Annotated in this window: 24 protein-coding genes; 4 read left to right on the forward strand and 20 right to left on the reverse strand. The window is 75.5% G+C overall.

The annotated features are described in order from the left end of the window. Positions 1–641: 641 nt before the first annotated feature. Both ACWENR_RS08385 and lysS read right to left on the reverse strand, forming a co-directional pair. Complete coding sequence (locus tag ACWENR_RS08385; protein ID WP_342672168.1) at positions 642–992, reverse strand: histone-like nucleoid-structuring protein Lsr2; 351 nt, start codon at positions 990–992, stop codon at positions 642–644. Positions 993–1,101: 109 nt separating this feature from the next. Continuing rightward, positions 1,102–2,610: a lysine--tRNA ligase gene (gene lysS, locus ACWENR_RS08390; protein WP_452276358.1), complete on the reverse strand. Its 1,509-nt coding sequence runs from the start codon at positions 2,608–2,610 to the stop codon at positions 1,102–1,104. A 91-nt stretch (positions 2,611–2,701) separates the two neighbouring features. Here lysS and ACWENR_RS08395 point away from each other — a divergent pair, with 91 nt between their 5' ends. Further along, positions 2,702–3,442, forward strand: coding sequence for a class I SAM-dependent methyltransferase (locus tag ACWENR_RS08395; protein ID WP_452276359.1), 741 nt, complete (start codon positions 2,702–2,704; stop codon positions 3,440–3,442). Between the two features lie 109 nt (positions 3,443–3,551). Here ACWENR_RS08395 and ACWENR_RS08400 read toward each other — a convergent pair whose 3' ends face one another. From ACWENR_RS08400 to ACWENR_RS08430, 7 genes are all read right to left on the reverse strand, one after another. Next, positions 3,552–4,310, reverse strand: a complete 759-nt coding sequence (locus ACWENR_RS08400) for a type III pantothenate kinase (RefSeq protein ID WP_452276360.1) — start codon at positions 4,308–4,310, stop codon at positions 3,552–3,554. Between the two features lie 33 nt (positions 4,311–4,343). Beyond that, on the reverse strand, positions 4,344–5,240 hold the full coding sequence (gene nadC / locus ACWENR_RS08405) for a carboxylating nicotinate-nucleotide diphosphorylase (protein WP_452276361.1): 897 nt from the start codon (positions 5,238–5,240) through the stop codon (positions 4,344–4,346). Beyond that, a complete protein-coding gene (locus ACWENR_RS08410) occupies positions 5,237–6,931 on the reverse strand; it encodes an L-aspartate oxidase (protein WP_452276362.1) in 1,695 nt (564 codons plus the stop codon). Before ACWENR_RS08410 ends, nadC begins: the two co-directional genes overlap by 4 nt. Positions 6,932–7,015: 84 nt before the next feature. After that, positions 7,016–7,909 carry a septum formation family protein gene (locus tag ACWENR_RS08415; protein WP_452276363.1) on the reverse strand — a complete coding sequence of 298 codons (894 nt, stop codon included), beginning with the start codon at positions 7,907–7,909 and terminating at the stop codon, positions 7,016–7,018. A 215-nt stretch (positions 7,910–8,124) separates the two neighbouring features. Next, positions 8,125–8,547, reverse strand: a complete 423-nt coding sequence (panD, locus tag ACWENR_RS08420) for an aspartate 1-decarboxylase (RefSeq protein ID WP_452276364.1) — start codon at positions 8,545–8,547, stop codon at positions 8,125–8,127. Between the two features lie 37 nt (positions 8,548–8,584). Next, positions 8,585–9,433 (reverse strand): pantoate--beta-alanine ligase, encoded by an 849-nt coding sequence (gene panC, locus ACWENR_RS08425; protein WP_452276395.1) that lies wholly within the window; start codon positions 9,431–9,433, stop codon positions 8,585–8,587. 29 nt (positions 9,434–9,462) lie between these two features. Further along, positions 9,463–10,440: a Rossmann-like and DUF2520 domain-containing protein gene (locus tag ACWENR_RS08430; RefSeq protein WP_452276365.1), complete on the reverse strand. Its 978-nt coding sequence runs from the start codon at positions 10,438–10,440 to the stop codon at positions 9,463–9,465. A 200-nt stretch (positions 10,441–10,640) separates the two neighbouring features. Here ACWENR_RS08430 and ACWENR_RS08435 point away from each other — a divergent pair, with 200 nt between their 5' ends. Further along, positions 10,641–11,873, forward strand: coding sequence for an SAM-dependent methyltransferase (locus ACWENR_RS08435; protein ID WP_452276396.1), 1,233 nt, complete (start codon positions 10,641–10,643; stop codon positions 11,871–11,873). After that, positions 11,870–13,057, forward strand: a complete 1,188-nt coding sequence (locus tag ACWENR_RS08440) for an NADH-quinone oxidoreductase subunit D (protein WP_452276366.1) — start codon at positions 11,870–11,872, stop codon at positions 13,055–13,057. Before ACWENR_RS08435 ends, ACWENR_RS08440 begins: the two co-directional genes overlap by 4 nt. 195 nt (positions 13,058–13,252) lie before the next feature. Here the strand turns inward: ACWENR_RS08440 and ACWENR_RS08445 are convergent, their stop codons facing one another. From ACWENR_RS08445 to ACWENR_RS08460, 4 genes are all read right to left on the reverse strand, one after another. Further along, on the reverse strand, positions 13,253–14,914 hold the full coding sequence (locus tag ACWENR_RS08445) for a hypothetical protein (protein ID WP_452276367.1): 1,662 nt from the start codon (positions 14,912–14,914) through the stop codon (positions 13,253–13,255). A 230-nt stretch (positions 14,915–15,144) separates the two neighbouring features. Beyond that, the gene (locus tag ACWENR_RS08450; protein ID WP_452276368.1) at positions 15,145–16,149 is read right to left on the reverse strand and encodes a glycine betaine ABC transporter substrate-binding protein; all 1,005 of its coding nucleotides are present in this window, start codon (positions 16,147–16,149) and stop codon (positions 15,145–15,147) included. Between the two features lie 194 nt (positions 16,150–16,343). Then, a complete protein-coding gene (locus ACWENR_RS08455) occupies positions 16,344–17,066 on the reverse strand; it encodes an ABC transporter permease (protein ID WP_452276369.1) in 723 nt (240 codons plus the stop codon). A gap of 52 nt (positions 17,067–17,118) precedes the next feature. Continuing rightward, positions 17,119–17,805 (reverse strand): ABC transporter permease, encoded by a 687-nt coding sequence (locus ACWENR_RS08460; RefSeq protein ID WP_452276370.1) that lies wholly within the window; start codon positions 17,803–17,805, stop codon positions 17,119–17,121. A 2-nt stretch (positions 17,806–17,807) separates the two neighbouring features. Between ACWENR_RS08460 and ACWENR_RS08465 the strand changes: the two genes are divergently transcribed. Beyond that, positions 17,808–18,812: an ABC transporter ATP-binding protein gene (locus ACWENR_RS08465; protein WP_452276371.1), complete on the forward strand. Its 1,005-nt coding sequence runs from the start codon at positions 17,808–17,810 to the stop codon at positions 18,810–18,812. 63 nt (positions 18,813–18,875) lie between these two features. Here the strand turns inward: ACWENR_RS08465 and ACWENR_RS08470 are convergent, their stop codons facing one another. The 7 genes from ACWENR_RS08470 to folP form a co-directional block, all read right to left on the reverse strand. Then, a complete protein-coding gene (locus tag ACWENR_RS08470; protein ID WP_452276372.1) occupies positions 18,876–19,373 on the reverse strand; it encodes a hypothetical protein in 498 nt (165 codons plus the stop codon). A gap of 60 nt (positions 19,374–19,433) precedes the next feature. Then, positions 19,434–19,748 (reverse strand): hypothetical protein, encoded by a 315-nt coding sequence (locus ACWENR_RS08475; protein ID WP_452276373.1) that lies wholly within the window; start codon positions 19,746–19,748, stop codon positions 19,434–19,436. 135 nt (positions 19,749–19,883) lie between these two features. Next, complete coding sequence (locus ACWENR_RS08480) at positions 19,884–21,098, reverse strand: ABC transporter permease (RefSeq protein ID WP_452276374.1); 1,215 nt, start codon at positions 21,096–21,098, stop codon at positions 19,884–19,886. 120 nt (positions 21,099–21,218) lie between these two features. Continuing rightward, positions 21,219–21,761, reverse strand: coding sequence for a DUF3180 domain-containing protein (locus tag ACWENR_RS08485; protein ID WP_452276375.1), 543 nt, complete (start codon positions 21,759–21,761; stop codon positions 21,219–21,221). Between the two features lie 19 nt (positions 21,762–21,780). Continuing rightward, the gene (gene folK / locus ACWENR_RS08490; RefSeq protein WP_452276376.1) at positions 21,781–22,305 is read right to left on the reverse strand and encodes a 2-amino-4-hydroxy-6-hydroxymethyldihydropteridine diphosphokinase; all 525 of its coding nucleotides are present in this window, start codon (positions 22,303–22,305) and stop codon (positions 21,781–21,783) included. After that, positions 22,302–22,667 (reverse strand): dihydroneopterin aldolase, encoded by a 366-nt coding sequence (gene folB / locus ACWENR_RS08495; RefSeq protein ID WP_452276377.1) that lies wholly within the window; start codon positions 22,665–22,667, stop codon positions 22,302–22,304. The genes folK and folB overlap by 4 nt, the downstream gene beginning before the upstream one ends. Then, positions 22,664–23,560: a dihydropteroate synthase gene (gene folP / locus ACWENR_RS08500; protein ID WP_452276378.1), complete on the reverse strand. Its 897-nt coding sequence runs from the start codon at positions 23,558–23,560 to the stop codon at positions 22,664–22,666. Before folP ends, folB begins: the two co-directional genes overlap by 4 nt. Between the last annotated feature and the right edge of the window lie 99 nt (positions 23,561–23,659).

Raw genomic sequence — 23,659 nt, forward strand, 5'->3', positions numbered from 1 at the left:
GCTCCGTACCGATGTAGTTGTGGTTGAGCATCCGGGCCTCTTCCTGGGCCAGGACGACAACCCGTCGCGCTCGGTCGGTGAACCGCTCGAACATGCCCTCGTGCTCCTCACGTGCCGTGCGCCTTGATGTCAGATCTCGGCGGGGCCGGTGCGCGGACGTCCGGGACGGGCGTCCGTGCCTCATTACTCTATCGCCGCAGACCGACTCCGCTGAGGTCGTGTGTCCCCGCCGGAGGCCGCGTACGCGTCGTTTTACACAACCGTCCGCGCTCAGGGGGTGTTCCGCGACCCCCACCTGTACGCGCAGAGCGAAATTCCGCCACCGCCCGGACCGCGTCCGCGGGCCGGCGCTGGAGTCGAAGCGGCCCCGATCCGGGCCGCCCGGGCAGCCATCCACAGGCTGTGGACAGACTCTCCACCGGCTGTGGACAACCGCCACCGGGACGAAATTCTTCCCGGTCCGGCACGCCACCGGGCCGATACGGCCGCGCCGGCCCGGAACCAGCACAGCCACGCCCGGCCCGGAGCCGACCACCGGGCGGACACAGCCACGCCGGCCCGGAGCCGACCGCCGGCGGATACGGCGACGCCGGCCCGGAGTCGTGCTCCGGCCCGGCGTCTGTCGCCCGTCGGCGGTCGGGTCAGTGACCGGCCTTGGAGTGGTATTCGTCGACGATCTCCTGCGGGATCCGCCCGCGGTCGGAGATGTCCTTGCCGGCCTTCTTGGCCCAGGCCCGGATCGCCTTGTTCTGCTCGCGGTCGGCGGTCGCGCCGCCCCGGCCGCGCGCGGCCCGCCCGCCCACGACAACGCCGCCCCGGCCCACCTTGGTGCCGTGGGCGATGTACGGAGCGAATACGTCACGCAATTTCTCGGCGTTCGAGCTCGACAGGTCGATCTCGTACTGAACGCCGTCGAGCGCGAACTTGACGGTCTCGTCAGCGTCCCCGCCGTCCAGGTCATCGACCAGCTTATGAATGATCTGCTTGGCCACGTCCCACATTCCTTTCGAGCAGGGTGCTCCTGCAAACTGAGAGCACAATAACCTGTACGACGCTTGTCGCGTCAATAGGATGCGGTAACGACCCGGTGCGAGTACCCGACTACTCGGGACGCACCAGGGGGAAGAGGATGGTTTCCCGAATTCCCAGGCCCGTCAGCGCCATCAAGAGCCGGTCGATTCCCATTCCCATACCCCCGGCCGGCGGCATTCCGTACTCCATCGCCCGGAGAAAGTCCTCGTCCAGCCGCATGGCCTCGTCGTCGCCCCGGGCCGCGAGCTGCGCCTGGGCGAGCAGCCGCTCCCGCTGCACCACCGGGTCGACCAGCTCCGAGTACGCGGTCCCCAGCTCGAATCCGAGCACGTAGAGGTCCCACTTCTCGGCCAGCCCCGGCTCGCTGCGGTGCGCCCGGGTGAGCGGGCTGGTCTCCTCCGGGTAGTCGCGTACGAAGGTGGGCGCCTGGAGGCCGGGAACGACCAGTTCCTCGAACAGTTCCTCGGCGAGCTTGCCCGCGCCCCACTTCGGGTCGACGGCCAATCCGACCTTGTCGGCGTACTCGACGAGGCGGGCGTGCTCGGTGTGCACCGTCACTTCCTCGCCGAGCGCCTCGGAAAGCACCCCGAAGAGGGTCACCGAGCGCCACTCGCCACCCAGATCGAACTCGCGACCGTCGGCGTGGGTCACCACGGTCGAGCCGCCGACCGCGATCGCGGCCCGCTGCACCAGATTGCGGGTCAGCTCCGCCATCGTGTCGTAGTCGCCGTAGGCCTGGTATGCCTCCAGCATCGCGAACTCGGGCGAGTGCGAGGAGTCGATGCCCTCATTACGGAAGTTGCGGTTGATCTCGAAGACCCGATCGACGCCCCCGACGACGGCCCGCTTGAGAAACAGTTCCGGCGCGATTCGCAGATACAGATCGGTGTTCAGCGCGTTGCTGTGGGTCACGAATGGCCGCGCCGCCGCGCCGCCGTGCAGCAACTGCAGCATCGGGGTCTCCACCTCGATGAAGTCCCGCTCGTGCAGCGAGTCGCGCAGGCTGCGGACGGCCGCCGCCCGGGTGCGTACCATCTGGCGGGCCTGCGGCCGGACGATCAGGTCGACGTACCGCTGGCGGACCCGCGCCTCCTCGCTGAGCGGCTTGTGCGCCACCGGCAGCGGGCGCAGCGCCTTCGCGGTGACCGCCCACTCCTCGGCCAGCACCGACAGCTCGCCGCGCCGGCTGGTGATCACCTCGCCGGTCACGCCCACGTGGTCGCCGAGGTCGACCAGGCGCTTCCAGTCGTCCAGTCGGTCGGCGCCGACGCGGTCCAGGGAGAGCATGGCCTGCAGCTCGGTGCCGTCGCCGTCCCGGAGCGTGGCGAAGCAGAGCTTGCCGGTGTTCCGTACGAAGATCACCCGGCCGGTGACCGAGACCCGGTCGCCGGTGGCGGTGTCGGTGGGCAGCTCGGCGTACTTCTCGCGGATCTCGGCCAGCGTGCTGGTCCGCGGGAAGCCGACCGGGTAAGCCTCGACGCCCTCGGCGAGCATCCGGTCCCGCTTCTCCCGGCGGACCTTCATCTGCTCGGGAAGGTCGTCGGCGGGGTCGACTGGCACGGGAGTCTGCTCGGTCACGGCACGCTTCCTCAGAAGGAGATTTCGGGCGGGGTCAGGCCCCGAGCGTACTCAAGGGGCCAGGAGGCCGTTACCGGATAACCTGCCGGCCATGACCGATCCCACTCAAGCCCTGTCGTTCGGGGCCGTGGCGCGCGAGTACGACCGGTTCCGCCCCCGCTATCCGGAGGCCGCCGTGCGGTGGGCGCTCGCCGGAATGGCGGTGCCCGCCCGCGTCGTGGACCTGGGCGCCGGCACCGGCATCCTCACCCGGGGCGTACTCGCCCTCGGCCACGAGGTGGTACCCGTGGAGCCGGACGCCGCGATGCGCGCCCAACTGGAGGTCGCCACCCCGGGCACGACCGCCCTGGCCGGCAGCGCCGAGGCGGTGCCGCTGCCCGACGGCACCGTCGACGCGGTGGTCGCGGGGCAGGCGTACCACTGGTTCGACCGGGAGCGGGCGCACCCCGAGATCGCCCGGCTGCTGCGGTCCGGCGGGACGTTCGCCCCGATCTGGAACACCCGGGACGAACGCGTCGAGTGGGTCGCCGAGCTGAGCCGCATCGCCCACCTCGGCGACAACGCCGGCAGCGTGGTGGAGAAGTACGGCGACTTCGGCCCCGCCTTCGAGCCGACGGAGCTGGGCGAGTTCGCCCACACCACGACGCTCACCCCCGACGGGGTGGTCGCGATGCTGCACACCCGCTCCTACTGGCTGACCGCGTCCGCCGACGAGCGGGACAGGATCGACCGGGAACTCGGCAGGCTCTTTGCGAGCCACCCCGACCTGGCCGGTCGAGAGTCTGTCGAACTCCCCTACCGCACGTTCGTCCTTCGCGCCCGCCGGCGCTGAACCACTGGGGGTTCGGGGGCATCCCGGCCGGCGGAGAGGGCATAGCCTGACCTGCCCGGAGCCGGTCCGGCCGCCCGGAGCCAGCCGGGTCGCCCCCGCGACCCCACGCTCAGACGTTGCGCTCGTAGACCATCCGCAGGCCGATGAGGGTGATCATCGGCTCGTGGTGGGTGATCGTGCGGCACTCGTTGAGCACCAGGCCGGCGAGGCCGCCGGTGGCGATGACGGCCCGCACCTCGCCGATCTCCTCGACCATCCGCTCGACGATCCGGTCCACCTGGCCGGCGAAGCCGAAGTAGAGGCCGGACTGGAGGCACTCCACGGTGTTCTTGCCGATCACCGAGCGGGGCCGGGTCGCCTCCACCTTGCGGAGCTGGGCGGCCCGGGCGGCGAGCGCGTCGAAGCTGATCTCGATACCCGGGGCGAAGGCGCCGCCGAGGAACTCGCCCCGCCCGCTGATCACGTCGAAGTTGGTGGTGGTGCCGAAGTCCACCACGATCGACGGCCCGCCGTAGAGGGTGTACGCGGCGAGGGTGTTGACCACCCGGTCGGCGCCCACCTCCTTGGGGTTGTCGATGGCGAGCTGCACGCCGGTGCGCACCCCCGGCTCGACGATCACGCTCGGCAGGTCCGCGTAGTAGCGGGACAGCATCGTGCGCAGCGAGCGCAGCGCGGCCGGCACGGTGGAGCACGCCGCGACCCCGGTGATCTCGACCGCGTCCCCGGCGAGCAGCCCACGGAACTTGAGGCCCAGCTCGTCGGCCGTCGAGCGCGCATCGGTCTTGATCCGCCAGGAGTGCACCAGCTTGTCGCCGTCGAAGGTCGCCAGCACGGTGTTGGTGTTTCCGATGTCGATGCAGAGCAGCACGCCCCGCAGCCTAGACAACGACGCGCCGCCAATTCACTCGGTGCGCAGGTCCATGGCGATGTCGAGGATCGGCGAGGAGTGCGTCAGCGCGCCCACCGACAGGAAGTCGACGCCGGTCGCCGCGTACCGCGCCGCGACGTCGAGGGTCAGCCCGCCGGTCGCCTCCAGCTCCGCCCGGTCCCCCACCGAGGCGACCACCTCGGTCAGCATCTCCGGGGTCATGTTGTCCAGCAGCAGGAAGTCCGCCCCGGCCTCGACCGCCTCCACCGCCTCGGCGACGGTGTCGACCTCGACCTGCACCGGCACGTCCGGGAAGGTCTCCCGGACCCGGCGGAAGGCCGCCGTGATGCCGCCCGCCGCGAACTTGTGGTTGTCCTTGATCATCGCGACGTCGTGCAGGCCCATCCGCTTGTTCGTGCCGCCGCCGGCGCGGACCGCGTACTTCTCCAGGGCGCGCAGGCCCGGGGTGGTCTTGCGGGTGTCGAGCACCATCGCCTTCGTGCCGGCCAGGGCGTCCGCCCAGGCCCGGGTGTGGGTGGCCACCCCGGACATCCGGCAGAGCAGGTTGAGCGCGGTGCGCTCGGCGGTCAGCAGCAGCCGGGTCGGGCCGGTCACCGTGGCCAGCACGTCGCCGCGCGCCACCCGCGCGCCGTCGTGGGCCACCACCGACACCTCGACCGTACGACCGGCGCCGGTCGCCTCGCCGACCAGCTCGAAGACGGCCGCCGCCACGGCCAGCCCGGCGACCACCCCGTCGGCGCGGGCCACCAGGTCGGCCGTGTCGGTCTGCCCGGCCGGGATGGTGGCGACGCTCGTGACGTCCAGGAAGTCGGGGCCCAGGTCCTCCGCGAGCGCGTTCTCGATCACCCGTCGCACCTGCGCCGGGTCCAGGCCGGCGTCCCGCAACGCCCGCTCCGTCGACTCCGTCATCGGACTTCCTCCCACTGAGACGTCAACCGGCCCTGCGCCCCGACCGCGCCGACGAGGTGGCCGTGCCAGCGCTCGTCGGCCGTCGGGAAGTCCTCCCGCCAGTGGCAGCCCCGGGTCTCCCGGCGGGCGTACGCGGCGGCGACCAGCGCCGACGCCACGGTGAGAAGGTTCGTGGCCTCCCAGTCGGCCGTCCGGGGCCGGCCCCGGCCCGCGCCGAGCCCGGTCAGCGCCTCGGCGGTCGCGGCGAGGGTGTCGGCCGAGCGGAGCACGCCCGCGCCCCGGGTCATCGCCCGTTGCAGCGTCGGCGTCGCCTCGGCCGGCACCACCCAGCCCTCGCCGCCCACCCAGGCGCCGGTCGACGCCGGCTGGGCCTGCTCGGGCAGCCCGGCCGCGACGTCCTCGGCGATCCGCCGGGAGAAGACCAGCCCCTCCAGCAGCGAGTTGCTGGCCAGCCGGTTCGCGCCGTGCACGCCGGTGCAGGCGACCTCGCCGCACGCGTACAGGCCGGGGATCGAGGTGCGGCCGCGCAGGTCGGTGCGGACGCCGCCGGAGGCGTAGTGGGCGGCCGGGGCGACGGGGATCAGGTCGGACGCCGGGTCGACCCCGATGGCCAGGCAGGACGCGACGATGGTCGGGAAGCGCCGGGCCAGGAACTCGCCGCCCAGGTGCCGGGCGTCGAGGAAGACGTGGTCCGTGCCGGTGGCCAGCAGCACCCGGTGGATGCCCTTGGCCACCACGTCCCGGGGCGCCAGCTCCGCCAGCTCGTGCTGCCCGAGCATGAACCGCTTGCCGTCGCCGTCGACCAGGTGGGCGCCCTCGCCGCGCAGCGCCTCGGAGACCAGCGGCTGCTGGGCGTGCCCGGCGCCCGGGACGCCGGTGCCGGCCGGGGTGATCAGCGCGGTCGGGTGGAACTGGACGAACTCCACGTCGGTCACCGCCGCGCCCGCCCGCATCGCGAGGGCCACCCCGTCGCCGGTCGACACGGCCGGGTTGGTGGTGGCCGCGAAGACCTGGCCCATCCCGCCGGTGGCCAGGACGACCGCCCGGGCCAGGATGGCGCCCACGCCGTCCTCGCTGCCCTCGCCGAGCACGTGCAGGGTGATGCCGCAGGCCGGGCCGAGCCCGCCCGGGCCGTCGCCGGGCGCCCGCAGCAGGTCCAGCACCAGGGCGTGCTCGACCAGCCGGATCCACGGGTCGCGCCGGACGGCGGCGTGCAGGGCCCGCTGCACCTCGGCCCCGGTGGCGTCGCCGCCGGCGTGCACGATCCGGTCGGCCCGGTGGCCGCCCTCGCGGGTGAGCATCAGCGAGCCGTCGGGGTTGCGGTCGAACTCCGCCCCGATCCGCATCAGCTCGCGCAGCCGGGTCGGGCCCTCCTCGACCAGCACCCGTACCGCCGCCGGGTCGCAGAGCCCGACGCCGGCGATCTCGGTGTCCGAGGCGTGCGCGGCCGGGGTGTCGTGCGGGTCGAGCACGGCGGCGATGCCACCCTGCGCCCAGCGGGTCGAGCCCTCGTCGATGTCGACCTTCGTGACCACGGTGACGTGCAGGCCCGTCTCGCGCAGGTGCAGCGCGGCGGTCAGCCCCGCCACCCCGGAACCCACCACGATCACGTCGGTGGTCTCCACCCAGCCGGGCGCGGGGGCGGCCAGCAGTCTGGGCAGCGCCGGCAGGTCGACGGTCGGAAGCTCCATGCCCACAGTCAACCCGAAGGGCCCTCGCGAGGGGCAGCCGGGGCGGGACGAGTGGTTTGGGCCATCGCGTCCCGACCGGCAGGGCTACTCGGTGCGGACCGGGAGCGCGGCCGGGCCGGCGCCCCTGAGGGACCCGGTCACCGTACGGTTGTCGAGCCAGAGGTAGCAGCGGACCCCGCGGTCGCCGACGCGCCACCGCCCGGCGCCGGGCGGGCGCACCACCACCCCGCTGCGGAAGCGCAGGTCCGCGTCGTCCGGCACCCCGACGTAGCGGCCGAGCACGGAACGGCAGCCGGCGTAGAGCGGCGCCCAGTCGGCGGCCCGGGACGGGTACGCACGGTCGGGCGCCCGCCACACCCCGACGAACTCGGCGTCGTGCCGGGTGGCGCAGTCGACCGGGAGCAGCGCCCGCACCGCACCGCCACTGGCCCGCGCCCGCTGGCAGCCCAGCCGCAGCGGCGACGGCCCCGCCAGGGCGCCCCGCAGGCTGCCGGAGCGGATCACGACCGTGGCGGCGGCCTCGACGGTGCTCACCTCGGCCAGGTCGCAGCGGTACCACCGGGAGCCCGCCGCCCAGCCGGCCGCGGAGGGCAGCGCGACCGCCAGCCGGAGCCGGCCGGCCCGCCAGTCGTCGCCGACGTGCCCGGTGGCGCGCGCGTCACACTCGGCGAACGCGCCCCGCAGCTCCGCCGAGCCGGTCGCCGGCGGGGTGGCCCGGTCGGCCGGGAAGGCGCCGACGTGCACGGTCTCGATCCGGTGCGGTGCCGCGCAGTCCATCGGCGCGTACGCCGCGAGGGTCACCACGTCGGCGAAGTCGGCGGCCTGGCAGACGCCGGCGGCCGGGGTGAACGGGCCGGGCGCGGGCAGGGCGGCCCAGTCGTCGACCAGGTCACCGTCCAGCCCGGCGGAACCGGCGCAGCCGACCAGGAGAGCCGCAGTGGTGACGGCCGCGAGCAGGGTGGTCATCGAACGGCGCATCGCGGCCTCCCCCACCCACCGCGTCTCCGACGGCCACAGCCTACCCACCGCCCCCACTCAGTAACAGACCGCGCACGCCCCCTCCCACCCCACCTCCGCCGCGATCTTGCACTTACCGCCCCGACAAAAGGGACTATTGACGCAAAAGGCGGGCCGAAAGTGCAAGATCGCGGGCGAGTGGGGTGGGGAGGGCGGGGCGGGAGGGAGGGGGTGGGTTAGACGGCGGCGTAGGGGTTGGGGAGGGGGGTGCCGGCGGTGCCGGGGGCGGCGGTGGTGGGGTCGGCGTTCAGCTCGACGACCCGGTTGTCGGCGTCGACGTGCACCACCCGCGGCCGGTACGCCCGGGCCTCGGCGTCGTCCATCTGCCCGTACGAGATGAGGATGACCAGGTCGCCCGGGTGCACCAGGTGGGCGGCGGCACCGTTGATGCCGATCACGCCGCTGCCCCGCTCGCCCGGGATCACGTACGTCTCCAGCCGGGCCCCGTTGGTGATGTCGACGATCGCCACCTGCTCGCCCGGGATCAGGTCGGCGGCGTCGAGCAGGTCCTCGTCGACGGTCACCGAGCCGACGTAGTGCAGGTCGGCCTGGGTCACCGTGGCCCGGTGGATCTTCGACTTGAGCATGGTGCGCAGCATCGGGGTGCCCTTTCGCGGGAACGTGGTGGGGGTCGGGTCAGGGACGGGGGGCGAGCCGGATCGCCGCGTTGTCGATCAGCCGGGTGCCGCCCACCCAGGCGGCGACGAGCAGCCGCGCCGGACCGGACACCGGCCCCGGCTCCAGGTCGGGGTCGGTGAGCACCAGGTAGTCGAGCCGCGCGCCCGGCGTACCGGCGCCGAAGGCGGCGTGCGCGGCGGCGAGCACCGCCCCCGCGTCGGCGCCCGCGTCGGCGGCCCCGGCGCCGGCCCGCAGCGCGGCCGACAAGCTCAGCGCGGCCTCCCGCTCGGCCGGGGAGAGGTAACGGTTGCGGCTGGACAGGGCCAGCCCGTCCGGCTCCCGCACCGTGGGCACGCCGACCACCTCGACCGGCACGTCGAGGTCCCGGGCCATCCGCCGCACCAGGGTGAGCTGCTGGTAGTCCTTCTCGCCGAAGAAGGCCAGGTCGGGACGGGTGAGCTGGAGCAGCTTCAGCACCACCGTCAGCACCCCGTGGAAGAACCCGGGACGGCTCTGCCCCTCCAGGTCCTCGCCCAGCGGGCCCGGGTTGACCCGGACCCGGGGCTGGCCGTCCGGGTACATGTCCGCCACCGACGGGGCGAAGACCACGTCGGCGCCGGCCCGCCGGCAGATCTCCAGGTCGGCGTCGAGGGTGCGCGGGTAGCGGTCGAAGTCCTCGTTCGGCCCGAACTGGAGCGGGTTGACGAAGATCGTGACGAGCACGTGGTCGGCCCGCTCCCGGGCCGCCCGCAGCAGCGTCTCGTGCCCGGAGTGCAGCGCGCCCATGGTCATCACGACGCCGACGGTGCCCTTGAGCCCGTCGCGCGCCGCGGCCAACTCCTCGCGGGTGTGCACCACCTCCACCACGCGGTCACCTCCACCGCCCATTGGCCCGTTCACGCGGCCACCTCCCGTCGGATCCCGGCCAGCACGCCGAGCAGCGACTCCGCGTCCACCGGGCGGAGCCGGCCGGCGGCGATGGCCCGGTCGGCCGTACGGCGGGCCAGGGCCAGGTAGGGCGCGACCGACTCGGGCGCCGTCGCGGCCAGCCGCGCCAGGTGGCGCTCCACCGTGCCGGCGTCGCCCCGGGACACCGGGCCGGTCAGCGCGTCGTCGCCGAGGCGCAGGGCGTTCTCCAGGGCGGCGCGCAGCAGCGGGGCGAGCACCTTCTCCGGCTGCGCCACCCCGGCGTCGCGCAGCCGGTCGGCCGCCTCGTTGACCAGGGTCACCAGGTGGTTGGCGCCGTGCGCCAGGGCCGCGTGGTAGAGCGGCCGGTCCGCCTCGCCGACCCACTCCGGCACGCCGCCGAGGTCGGCGACCAGCCGGGCGGCCAGGGGACGCAGCTCCGCCGGGGCGGTCACCCCGTACGAGATGCCGGCCAGCCGCGCCAGGTCGTCCGGCGTACCGGTGAAGGTCATCGCGGGGTGCAGGGCGAGCGGCCGGGCGCCCGCCGCGACCACGGGGGCGAGCACGGCCAGCCCGTGCGCGCCCGAGACGTGCGCGACCACCTGGCCGGGGCGCAGCGCGCCGTCGTCGGCCAGGCCGGCGACCACCCCGGCGAGCGCGTCGTCCGGCACGGCCACCAGCAGCAGGTCCGTGGCCGCGCGGGCGACGGCGGCGGCGGAGCGGCGGGGCACCCGGGGCAGCAGCAGCGCCATCCGGGCCCGCGAGGCGCCGGAGCCACCCGTGGCGGCGACCACCCGGTGGCCGGCGGCGGCGAGCGCGGCGCCCAGCACGGCGCCGACCCGGCCGGCGCCGACGACACCGACGGTCAGGGTACGGGGGAAGGAGAGCGGGGCGCCGGATGTGGCGCCGCCCGACGGTACGACAGCCGCACGCGGGGCGGCCGCGCGCGGGCGCAGCGGTGCGCTCATGGCAACGATCCAGTCCTCGGAAGGGGGTACCGGTCGATCGCAAGTATGCGCCGGGGCCACGGAGCCGCAACAAGGGTCTGTGAAAACGTTCACCGGCCGGTGCGGCGGGGCGGTCCCGGCGGCGCGGGCGGCCGGCCGCGGCTACAGTGCCGCCTGTGACGCAGCGGGGCGTGGCCGACGATGCCCGACCGGCGGACCCGCTGCCCTGGCGGGTCGCCATCGACCGGGCGCTCTACGGGCCGGGCGGGTTCTTCGTCTCCGGGCCCGGCCCGGCCGGCCACTTCCGCACCAGCGCGCACGCGTCGCCCGCCTTCGCCGCTGCGATCCTGCGGCTCGTCGAGCAGGTGGACGCCGCCCTCGGCCACCCCGCCGACCTCCGCGTGGTCGACGTGGGAGCGGGCCGGGGCGAGCTGCTGCGCGCGCTCGCCGCCGCGCTGGGGGCTACCGGGGAGCCCGCCCGCCCAGGACGGTCCGGCCCGATCCCGCCGCGAGCCGGCTCCCCGGCGACCGCGCCTCCCCCGGCCGCCCGGCCCTCGGCCCCGACCGGCCCGTCGTCCGCCGGTCGCGCGACCGCCGCGCCGGTGCCGCTCGCCTCCCGCGTACGCCTCACCGCCGTCGAGAAGGCCCCCCGACCGGCCGACCTGCCGGACGGGATCGACTGGCTGGACGCGATCCCGTCCGGGATCACCGGGCTGCTGGTGGCCACCGAGTGGCTGGACAACGTGCCGCTCGACGTCGCGGTGCACACCGCCGGGGGCTGGCGCTACGTGCTGGTCGACCCGGCCACCGGCGCGGAGACCGTCGGCGACCCGGTCGACCCCGCCGACGCGGACTGGCTGGCCCGGTGGTGGCCGGCGCCGGCGGCCGGAGTCGACGGGGCCGGCCCGACCGGGTTCGGGGCGGCCCGGTCGGCGGAGGGACCGAGCCTGGCCGCCCGGAGCCGGTCGGGCCGCCCGGAACCCCTGCCGGCGGTCAGAGCCGAGATCGGCCGGACGCGCGACGAGGCGTGGGCGGACGCCGTGGGCCACGTCGACCGGGGGCTGGCGTTGGCCGTGGACTACGGGCACCTGCGGGACGACCGGCCGGTCGACGGGAGCCTGACCGGATACCGGGACGGGCGGCAGGTGCCGCCGGTGCCGGACGGGAGCCGCGACGTCACCGCGCACGTCGCCGTCGACTCGGTCGCCTCCGCCGGTGAGCGGGTCGCCGGGTGCGCGTACTCCCTGGTGTCGCAGCGGGAGGCGCTGCGGGCGCTCGGGGCCGACGGCGGGCGACCGCCGCTGAGCCTGGCCGCCGAGGACCCCGCCGGATACGTGCGGGCGCTCGCCGCCGCGTCGGCGGTGGCGGAGCTGACCGACCCGGCCGGGCTCGGCGGGCACTGGTGGCTGCGGCAACCGGTCGGCGTCGGCGTTGAGCGGTTCATGGCACGATGACGGGCATGACCACGGACGCCGGCGACCTCCGCGAGCTGACCGTCGGCACCGGGGCCGGCCTGGTGGCGGGCACCGGCGGGGAGCGGCTCGGCGCCGACATGGTGCTCAACATCGGGCCGCAGCACCCCTCGACGCACGGCGTGCTCCGGCTGAAGCTGGTGCTCGACGGCGAGCGGGTGGTGGCCTGCGAGCCGATCGTCGGCTACATGCACCGGGGCGCGGAGAAGCTCTTCGAGGTCCGCGACTACCGGCAGATCATCGTGCTGGCGAACCGGCACGACTGGCTCTCGGCGTTCTCCAACGAGCTGGGCGTGGTGCTCGCCGTGGAGCGGCTGATGGGCATGGAGGTGCCGGAGCGCGCGACGTGGCTGCGGATGGCCCTCGCGGAGCTGAACCGGGTGCTCAACCACCTGATGTTCCTCGGCTCCTATCCGCTGGAGATCGGCGCGATCACGCCGATGTTCTACGCCTTCCGCGAGCGGGAGGCCATCCAGGCGGTCATGGAGGAGGTCTCCGGCGGCCGGATCCACTACATGTTCAACCGGGTCGGCGGGCTCAAGGAGGAGGTGCCGGCCGGCTGGACGGGCCGGGCCCGGGCCGCCGTCGCCGAGGTACGCCGGCGGATGCCGGACCTGGACAACCTGATCCGACGCAACGAGATCTTCCTGGCCCGCACGGTCGGCGTCGGGGTGCTCTCCGCGGCGGACGCCGCCGCGTTCGGCGCGTCCGGCCCGGTCGCCCGCGCCTCCGGCCTCGACCTGGACCTGCGCCGCGACGAGCCCTACCTCGCCTACGACCAGCTGGACGTGCCGGTGGTGACCCGCTCCGCCGGGGACTGCCACGCCCGCTTCGAGGTGCTGCTCCACCAGGTGTACGCCTCGCTCGACCTCGCCGAGCAGTGCCTGGACCGGGTGGACCGGCTCACCGGGCCGATCAACACCCGGCTGCCCAAGGTGCTCAAGGCGCCGGAGGGGCACACCTACGCCTGGACGGAGAACCCGCTCGGCATCAACGGCTACTACCTGGTCTCGCGGGGCGAGAAGACCCCCTGGCGGCTCAAGCTGCGCACCGCGTCGTACGCGAACGTGCAGGCGCTGGCCACCCTGCTCCCCGGCTGCCTGGTGTCGGATCTGATCGCCATCCTGGGCTCGATGTTCTTCGTGGTCGGCGACATCGACAAGTGACCGGGCCCCTCGGGGCGCCGTCCTGATCGCGGGCCCCGGTCGGCCTGATCGCGGGCCCTGACCGCTCTCGTCGCCGATCCCGGTCGCCCTGGTTACCGGCCCTGGTCGCTCTCGTCGCCGGCCCCGGTCGCCGGCCGGTCGCCCTGTGCGTCGGCGGTCCTGGTCGCGGATCGGACGGTCGTCGGGTCGGGGCGGTCAGCGCCAGCGGTCGGCGGAGCGGGCGCCGCCCGCGCGGGGCGTGTCGTCCTGCGGCGGGTAGCCGTAGCGCTCCTCCTGACGGCGGCCGTACCGCTGCGGCTCGGGCTCCGGCTGGTGGGCGCGGTGCGCCTCGGGCTGCTGGCCACGCTGGCGCGGCGGGCGCCACTCCTCGGGCACCGGCACCCCGCCGGCCGGCAGGGCCGGCGCCTCCTCGGGCTCCGCCCAGCCGCCCCGCCACCCGTCGTTCGCCCGGTCCCGGCGCGGCTCGTCCCGGCGGACCGTCGCCCACCGGTCCGCGACGCGGTACTCGGTGCCGGTGGCGTCCGCGTGCACCTCGGCGCGCCGCTCCCCGACCCGCAGTTCCCGGCCCCGGTCGTCGTCCCGCACGGCCGCCCACCGGTCGCCGGCACGCAGCTCCGACCAGTACTCGCCGTCCTCCGGCCCCGCCTCGTCGGGCTGGTGCGGTCGGCCCGGCCCGGGCTGCTCGGCCGGCCGGGCCCAGCCCGCCGACCCGCCGGCGCCCGCCCAGCCCCGGGCGTCCCACTGCTGCCCGTGCCCCGGCTCCTGGCCGCCGTCGTCGCGCCGCTCCGACCAGCCGCCCTCGCTCCCCTGACCGGACCACTCGCGCTCGCCGCGTGACCAGTCGCGGTCGTCCCGGGGTGCGCCGGGCGCCGCCCACCGCCCGGGGTCGTCGCCCCGCCGGGACCGGTCGTCGTCGCGGTGGGACCGGTCGTCGTGGGCGCCGTGGCCGGCCCAGGGCCGGTCGTCCGTCTCGCCGTGGCCCGCGCGGGGACGCTCGTCCGACCCGCCGGGCCACGACCGCTCCTCCGGCGCCGGTGACCAACGTCCCGCGTACCCGGCCCCGTAGCGCGCGCCGGGGTCGCCGGGCACGGACGCGGCACCGTCCACGATGGTGTGCCGGGTGGTGACGTGCACCGTCTCGGTGTGCCGCACCACGCCCAGCGGGCGGGCGGCGGACTGGCCCTCGGGCTCCGCCGGGCGGGCCGCCCCGTACACGCCGGCCGAGCCGCCGGCGGGACGGTCGACGCTGGGCGCCCCGGCGGCGGGCCGGTCCCCGCCGTACGCGCCGGCCTGAACCGGTGCCGACCGATCGGCGCGCGGCACCGGCCGGGGCCGGCGGGTGGGCTCGTCGTCGTCCCGGTCGGCGCGTCCCCGCCGGGGCGCCGCCTCGTCCTGACCCGGCACCCGCCCCCGACCGGAGAACCCGTCGTCGGCGGCGGCCCGGGCCGGACCGGCACCGGCCTGGTCGTCCGCCCCGGCCAGCGCGGCGCTGGTGGCGTCCAGGCGCCGGCGCAGCGCCGCGACCGCCTCCTGGGCCCGTTGGGCCTGGTCGAGCGCCTGGTTGCCGCGCTGGGCGGCCGCCACGATCTCCCCCCGCAGCTCGCGGCGGAGCTGCTCGATCTCCTCGAGCAGTTCCTCGGTCCGGGCCGGTGCCGCGCCGTCGGCGCGCAACGCGATCGACAGGCCGATCAGGACCACGGCCAGGATGGCGAGCACGGCGGCGAAGCGCAGCGGACCGTTGCTGTCGGCGACGAGCAGCATCAGCGCCGCCACCGGCGCCAGCGCGACACCGATCCAGAAGAGCACGGTGAGCAGCGACGGACTGCGCTTGTCGGCGGAGGCGACCGGGGCTGGCATGGGTCCGCAGCCTACCGAGAGTTCCCCCGCCTGGGAACGGCTGGAGAGTTCCCCGGCGGGCCGGAGCAGGACCGCGCGCCGGACGGCCGGCTCGGGTCAGCCGGTGGCCCGACGCGCGTCGTCCGATGATCGGCCGGTGGCCCGGCGCCTGCCGCCCCAGGATGAGCCGGCACGCCGTCCGGGTCAGCCGGCGCGCCGCCCGGAGATCAGCCGGCGCGCCGTCCGGAGGGTCAGCCGGTGGCCAGGGCGCCGTCCGAGGAGAAGACCAGGCCCACGCTCGCGGCGCCGGTCTTCAGGGCGTTCTTGGTCTGCGGGCCGCCCTGGTCGAGCGAGCTGAACGAGCCGGACTTGAAGTTGTAGACCTGGACCAGCCCGGCCTCGCACTTCGGCCGCTGCGGGCACTCCGGCGGCCCGGCCAGCACGGTGGCCTGACCCGAGCACTTCGCGGCCAGCTCGGAGAGCGTGCGGACGCCGTACTTGTCGGCGAACGCCTTGGTCACGGCGAAGGCGTTCTGGTCCTGCGCCGCGGCCGGCGCGCCGAAGACGATGCCCGCCTTGTCGCCGGCCGTCTTGAGCGCGGCGACGGTCTTGTCCAGGTCCGGCGAGGACACCGGCGCGGCGTCCTTGCCGTTGACCTTGGTGTTGAGGAACTCGGCCAGGGTCGCCGCGTACTCCGGGACCACCTGGATCTCGCCCTTCTCCAGGGCCGGCTCGTAGAGCTCGCGGTTGCCGATCTGCTGCACCTTGACCTCGTAGCCGGCGGCGGTCAGCGCGATCTTGTAGAGCTCGGCGAGGATCTCGTTCTCCGTGAAGTTGGCCGCGCCGATCACGACCTGCCCGCCGGGCCCCTTGGCGATGCCGGCGGTGACGTTGTTGGCCGCGGCGAACTCCTCGGCCGCCTTCCGCGCCGTCTTGCGGTCCACGTCGACGGCCTTGTTGAGCTGGATCAGCTTCGGCGTGTCGAGCGCCGCCGACACCTTGTCGAGCGCCGCGATCAGCTGCGGGTTGGCGGCCTTGGCGTTGACCGCCGGGATGACGTTGTCGGTGTTCTGCAGCTTCTTGTCGTCGTCGAGGACGACGAGCTGGTCACCGGCGACCGGGGCGCAGCCGGCCCCCTTGGCCGCCGGCTCCGGGGCGTCCGTGCCGGAGGAGCCGGCGTCACCGCAGCCGGTCAGCATCCCCGCCGCGGTGAGGGCTCCCACCGCACCGATCGCCAGGCGTGTACGTGCGCGCATCAGTGCCCGCCTTCCGTGTCCCGGCGCGACCCCTGCGGGCCGGCCGCGTGTCCGACGGGCGATCCGCTCTACCGGTCGCCCGCTGTGTCCGACGGGCGGCCCCGATGTCCGGTCGCCCGCGATCTCCCACCCAACATCCTCCACGCGGGTCCGACAACCCGAGGGGACGTTTGTCACCGGATCGTCACCGGGGGTCAGCCGCCGGCCAGGGCGTCCGCCGCCCGACGCCGGGCCCGACGGCGGTCGGCCCGCAACGGGCGCGGGGTGACCAGCCGCTCGACCAGCGCCAGCACGAGCTCCACCAGGACGGCCAGCCCGGCCACGAGCACGCCGCCCGCGAGGATCTGGCCGCCGCCGGCGGCGATGTCCAGCCCGAAGCCGGCGCGGATGATCTGGCCGAGGCCGCCGCCGTTGACGAAGGAAGCCAGCGCGGCGGTCGCCACCACCTGCACCGCGGCCGTACGCAGCCCGGCGGCCAGGTACGGCACCGCCAGCGGCAGCTCGACCCGGCGCAGCAGCTGCCAGCCGGAGAAGCCCATCCCCCGGGCGGCGTCGCGCGCCTCGGGGTCGACCTGCCGCACCCCCGTGTACGCGTTGGCCAGCAGCGGCGGCACCGCGAACACGGCCAGCGCGACCACCACCGACGGCCGGCCGAACCCCAGGAAGGTCAGCGGCAGGATGGTGAGCAGGGCCAGCGTCGGCACGGCGAGCGTGACGTTCGACACCAGCACCACCAGGCCGCCGCCGCGCCCCGCATGCCCGAGCCAGAGCCCGACCGGCCAGGCGATCAGGCAGCCCAGCGCCACCGCCAGCGCCGACATCGACAGGTGCTCGCCGAGCCGGTCCAGGATCCCGCCCGGGTTGGTCCAGTTCAACGGGTCGTTGAGCCAGACCAGCGCCGCCTCGACCGGGTTCACCGGGCCCGCCCCCCGCCCGCCACCACGCGGCTGCGCCGCACCACCGTCGCGCTCATGCCGTCCTGCTCCGCAGCCAGGGGGTGAGCAGCCGGCCCACGCCCGCCAGGACCAGGTCGAGCACCAGGGCGAGCAGGACGCAGAGCACCGTCCCCGTCATGATCTGCGCCTTGTAGAAGTTGTTCTGGAAGCCGGCGAAGATCAGCTGCCCGAGGCCGCCCCGCCCGATCACCACGCCCACGGTGACCAGGGCCACAGTGGACACCGTGGCCAGCCGCAGCCCGGTGAGGATGCCCGGCAGCGCCAGCGGCAGCTCGACCCGGAACAGCCGGCCCCAGCGGCCGTAGCCCATCCCCTCCGCGGCCTCGCGGACCTCGGGGGGCACCTGGTTGAGCCCGGCGACGGCGTTGCGGACGATCACCAGCAGCGCGTAGAGGACCACCACGGTGAGCACCGTCACCGCGCCGATGCCCAGGTAGGGCGCGACGAACGCGAACAGCGCCAGCGACGGGACCGTGTAGAGCACCCCGGTGAGGGCCAGCACCGGCCCGGCCAGCGGCCGGAACCAGTACGCGGCCACGGCCAGCGGCAGGGCGATCAGGGCGGCGATCAGCACCGCGCGCACGGTCAGCGAGGTGTGCTCCCGCACGGCGGCGAGGATCGTGTCAGAGTTGTCCCGCACGTACTGCCAGGAGAACCACGGGTTATCCGGGTCGGCCCGGTAGCTCAGGCGGAAGGACATGTGTGGACGTTACCCCGGCAACCACGGGTCACGACGGGCCCCGTGCGGCGTCGATCGCGCTGGAGGGCATCCACAAGCGCTATCCCGACGGCACCGAGGCCGTACGCGAGCTGAGCCTGGACATCGCCGCCGGCGAGCTGGTGGTGCTCATCGGGCCGTCGGGCTGCGGCAAGTCCACGGTGCTCCGGATGGTCAACCGGCTCATCGAGCCGACCGGCGGGCGGATCCTGCTCGACGGCGAGGACGTCACCCGGGTGGACGCGGTCCGGCTGCGCCGCCGGATCGGCTATGTGATCCAGAACGTGGGGCTCTTCCCGCACCAGACGGTCAGCGCCAACGTCGCCACCGTGCCCCGGCTGCTCGGCTGGCCCCGCGAGCGCAGCCGCCGCCGCGTCGACGAACTGCTGGAGCTGGTGGGGCTCGACCCGGCCACGTTCGGCCGCCGCTACCCGCACGAGCTCTCCGGTGGGCAGCGGCAGCGGGTCGGGGTGGCCCGGGCGCTGGCCGCCGACCCGGTGGTGCTGTTGATGGACGAGCCGTTCTCGGCCGTCGACCCGATCGCCCGGACCCGGCTGCAGGAGGAGTTCCTCCGGCTCCAGGCCGAGGTGCGCAAGACGATCGTGCTGGTCACCCACGACCTCGACGAGGCCGTCCGGCTGGGCGACCGGATCGCCGTGCTCTCCCAGGGCGGTCGCCTGGAGCAGTACGACACGCCCGCCGCCGTGCTCGGCGCGCCGGCCACGCCCTTCGTCCGCGAGTTCGTCGGCGCCGACCGGGGCATCCGCCGGCTGGCGGTCACCCCGCTCACCGGCGCGGCCGTCGAGCCGCTGCCCGAGACCGGGGTGGTCGACCTGCCGACGGTGCCGCTGGGCGGTTCCGCGTACGACGCGCTGGGGGCGCTGCTGACGTCGGCGGCGGACCGGGTGGTGGTGACCGACGAGGGGCGGCCGGTGGGCGTGCTCAGCCGGACGCGGCTGCTCGAACTCGGCCGACCGGGCGGTAGCTGACGCGGGGGCGGAACGAGGCGGCCTGGACGGAGGGTGTCGTCGCGATGCCCCGGGCCTCGGCGGTCAAGCGCGACCGCCGAGGCTGGCCGTGCCGATGATCCAGCCGGAGAGGAAGCCGTACGTCGCGCCGGCGCCGGCCGCCTGGAGCGCCACGAGCAGCGACGCGTCGGGGCCGAGGAAGGCGGCGAGCAGCGAGGCGAAGCCGCTGGCCAGGACGTACGCGGCCCAGCCGGAGAAGAACTGCGTCCCCGAGCCCTGCACCCGGGCCACCTGCGAGGCCGGCAGCACGTAGAGGAAGACCGCCGCCAGGATCACCAGCAGTACGGCCCGCAGGTTCGCCACGACCAGCCCGCCGGCCGCCCCGTCGCCGTCGAGGCGCCAGGCCGGCCAGGCGAGCAGTTGCAGGAACCAGCCGCCGGCGGAGTTGGGGTCGGTGCCCGCGGCCCAGTCGACGTACGCCGGACTGCCGCAGACGGCGACCAGCAGGAGCGCGGCGAGCGCCCCCGTGCCTGCCGCCGTCCCGTAGCGGCCGCCGGCACGCGGCGGGTTGGAGAGCGCCATGATCCGCTCAGTTCCCGGCGGACCGAGGGGGGCAAACCTGCCCGGGGCCGCCGGCCGCCGTCACCGTCGCGGATGCTTCATCAGGTAGTCGATGAAGGCGGCCCGCAGCAGCGGCGCGGACTCCTCGTAGCCGTGCCCGGTCAGCTCCCGCCACAGTGCGGCGGCCTCGTCGATCGTCGGCCCCACCGAGTTGGGCGCGCCGTCGAGGGCGGCGGCCTCGTCCGCGTTCGGCAGGTGCCGCAGCACCGACCAGAAGAAGCCCACGTCGCGGTGCTCCCGGGCGACCGCGAAGGCCCGCTCCCGCAGCTCCTCAGTGGACAGCGCGTCGAGCTCCTCGAACGAGGGGCCCGCGGAGGTCGATGGTGTGTCGGTCATGCCGCCGAGCCTAACCGCCGAGATCACTCCCGGCCGGGTGGACGCGGCACCCCGCCGCCACCTCGGCACCGGTCGCCACCTCGGCACCGGTCGCCACCTCGGCACCGGTCGCGTCGAGTCACCGGCCGTGCCGGGTCACCGGTCGTCGCTGTCCCACCGGCGGGGCTCGGTGTCCCACCTCGGCACGCTCCAGGGATCCACCGGGTTCTCCATGGACTGCGCCGGCAGGGCGGGCGGCCAGTCGCCGACCGGGTCGGGCCGGGGCGCCGTCCAGCTCGTGCCGATCCGGCCGTCGCCGACCGGGACCGGCTCCGTCGCCGCACCGGCCGCCGGCCGCCCGTACGCCTCGACCAGGCGAGTCGCCAGCAGCCCCACGCCGAGCGCCGCCGCGCCGACCGCCCACCGGCTCACCGTCCAGCCCCGGGCCTGCGCGTACTCGACGAGGACCGCGACCAGGCAGACCGCCAGCAGGGTGCCGAACACGCCGCCCCGCCGGCCGTACGCGCTGGTGCCGGCGAGCAGCGCCACGCCGACCGCCAGCACCGTCCAGTCCAGCCCGGTCTCGGGGGCGACCGGCCCGATACCGCGGGAGGCGGCGAGCATGCCGGCGAGCGCGGCCAGCACCGTGGAGCCGACGAGCGCGCCGCAGGCCACCACCGCCGCGACCACCCCGCGGCGGCGGGCCGGGTCGGCGACCGGACGGAACCGGCCGACCAGCCGGCGTACCGCCCGCACCGCCGCGAACATCCCGCCGAGCACGGCGACGGCCGCGAACCCGGCGAAGAGGTGCAGCGCGCCGCGCCCGGGGTCGTAGTCGCCCTGCGGCAGGACGGGCGCGGAGCGCTGTTCGACGTACACGATCACCCCCGCCGCGCCGGCGAGGGTGGCGGCCCAGCCGGGGACGTGCAGCACCACCACGACCAGCGCCAGGGCGAGCCCGCCCAGCGCGGCGACCGCGACGGCCGGCCCGGCCGCCGCCGTGACCCCCCGGTCGCCCTGCTCGGCCACGTGCAGCGCGGCGGCGACCGCCACCGGGCCGACCGCCAGGTTGACCGCGGCGGTGCGCAGGCTCAGCCCGGCGGCCAGCGCCAGCAGCCCGAGCACGACCGCGTCGAGCAGCAGCGAGCGCAGCCCGTCTCCGCGCAGCGCGTCCGGTTGCTCCCGCCAGAGCAGGAACGTCCCGGCGGCGAGGGCGGCGAGGAGCAGCAACTCCCAGACGACGTGCACGCCGAACCGGTCCCGGCCGGGTTCCCCGTGCGCCGGGTCGTCGAAGACGTTCTCCAGGACGGCGGCGGGGATGCCGGACGAGGGCTCGGCGGACGGGTCGCGCCCCGGTTCGTCGTACCCCATCGCGGCCGCCTCCCACGTGGCCGCTCGTCCAGGTCCGACGCGCGGGCGGGCCGGGGCGGCCGTTGCTCTCCGGTCGCAGGCACCGTACCCGCGCGGAGGGCCGGGCGTAACCCCCCGGCGTCAGCGTGAGCCGGGGCGGTTGTCCCGGTCGCCGGGCTCGCGGTCCTCGTCGTCCTCCTGCTCGGGCACCCGGCAGGAACGCTCCAGCCAGAGCGCCGCCGCCACCAGGGCCAGCCCGGCGAGCAGACCGGCGCCGGCGATCGGCCGGTCGTCCGCCGCGGCCTCCGTCCGCTCGACGAGGAGCCACCCGGTCAGCCCGCCGTAGAAGCCGGCGAAGATCGCACCGGCCAGGGCGGATGCCTTGGCCAGCACCACGAAGCGGGCGACCAGCAGCGGGTTGACCGGGTCGCGGCCCGGCCGGCGCTCGATCCGCCCTCGGGTGTTGACCGCGGCGTACGCCTCCAGCACGGCGAGCGCCGCCAGCGTGACCACGGGCAGCCACGGCAGGTCGGGCAGGTAGTCGTAGTAGAGGGTGCTGATCAGCAGCCAGGCCACCGCGGCGGCGGCGAGGCCGGCCACCACCAGGGTGGAGATCCGGGTGGGCCCCATCCGGGACCGGTCGGGACCCGTTCCGCCCGGGCGTGGGGATCGCGCCTGCGTCATGCCGGCCGGCTCCACTGGGTCATGCCGTCGACTCTATCGCCAGATCCGGCCGGGGGCGCAGATCCAGGGCGTCGGCGGCGGCGGGTCCGGTGTTGAGCAGGTCGGTCAGCCAGCCGTGCCCGGGCAGCCGGCCGTACGGCTGGATGTCGATCCACGGCCGCAGCACGAAGGCCCGCAGGTGCGCGCGGGGGTGCGGCAGCGTCAGCTCCGGGTCGTCGCTGAGCACCGGCTCGTCGTCGGCCCAGACGGCGATGACGTCGACGTCCAGGGTGCGCGGCCCGAAGCGCCGCCGCGGGTCGCGGGTCCGCCCGGCGGCCCGCTCCGCCGCCCGGGCCCGCTCCAGCCAGTCGCGCGGCGTCGCGGCCGGATCCTCGGCGAGCAGCACCGCGTTCAGGTACGCGGGCTGGTCCGCGTCCCCCCACGGTGGAGTCTCGTAGACGCCGGAGACCAGGAGCACGTCGGCGCCGAACCCCGACACGGCCGAGCGCAGGTGCGCCAGCCGGTCGCCGAGGTTGCTGCCGAGGGAGAGGACGGCGCGGGTCACCGGTCCCGCCGCCGGGTCATGGTGACGGCCACGTCGGTGAAGGCGTGCGGGACGGGTGCCTCCGGCTTGTGCACGGTGACCGTGGCCGCCTCGACCCGGGGGTCGGCCAGGCAGACTGCCAGCAGCCGGTCGGCGAGCGTCTCGATCAGGTTGACCGGCTCGCCGGTCACCACCGCCACCAGCCGCTCCGCCAGTTCGCCGTAGTGGACGGTGTCGCCCACCTCGTCGGTGCGCGCCGCCGGGGCGAGGTCCATCTCCAGCACGGCGTCGACGACGAAGTCCTGCCCCTGCTCGCGTTCGAAGTCGTACACCCCGTGCCGGCCGTGCGCCCGCAGGCCGGTCAGCTCGATGCGGTCGGTCATCGGTCTCCTCCGTGGTCGGCGGCGCGGTCCGCCGGGGCCGCGCCGGTGCTCGCGTACGCCAGGCGGGGCGCGCCGGTGGCCCGCCAGACGGCGAGGGCGTCGGCGGTGGCGCGGACGTCGTGCACCCGGACGCCCCAGGCGCCGGCCGCGACCGCGAGCAGGCTGGTGGCGACGGTGGCCACGTCCCGGTCGTCCGTCGGCCGGGGGTCGCCGTCGGGGCCGGCCAGCAGCCGGCCCAGGTAGGCCTTGCGGCTGGACGCGAAGAGCAGCGGGAAGCCGAGGTCCAGCAGCTCGGGCAGGCGGGCGCTCAGCTCCCAGTTGTGCGCGGCCGTCTTGGCGAAGCCGAGCCCCGGGTCGATCACGATCCGGTCGGCGGCGACGCCCGCCCGCAGCGCCTCGTCGACGCGCCGGCCCAGCTCGGCGCGGACGTCGGCGACCACGTCGCCGTAGCGGGCCAGCTCGCCCATCTCGCGGGCGTGGCCCCGCCAGTGCATGAGCACCCAGGGGCAGCCGGCGTCCCGGACCACCCGGGCCATGTCGGGGTCGGCGAGGCCACCGGAGACGTCGTTGACCACGCCCGCGCCGGCGGCGAGGGCCGCCTCGGCGACCCGCGCGCGGGTGGTGTCGATGCTGACCGGCACCCCGGCGGCGGTCAGCTCCCGCACGACCGGCAGCACCCGGGCCGTCTCGGTCTCCGCGTCCACCCGGTCGGAGCCCGGCCGGGTGGACTCGCCCCCGACGTCCACCAGGTGCGCGCCGTCGGCCAGCAGGCGCACGCCGTGTCCGACGGCGGCGTCGAGGTCGGCGTACCGTCCGCCGTCGGAGAAGGAGTCGGGCGTGACGTTGAGGACGCCCATCACCACCGGGGCCGCGGCCCGTACCAGATCGGTCACGACTAGACGGTACCGGTCGGCCGGAGTGCCCCGGGCCGGCCGGGTCGAGGGCGGTGACATGCACATTCGAACGGGTGTACGATCGGACGCCTGGGCCGG

Source organism: Micromonospora sp. NPDC004336 (genome assembly GCF_053602615.1).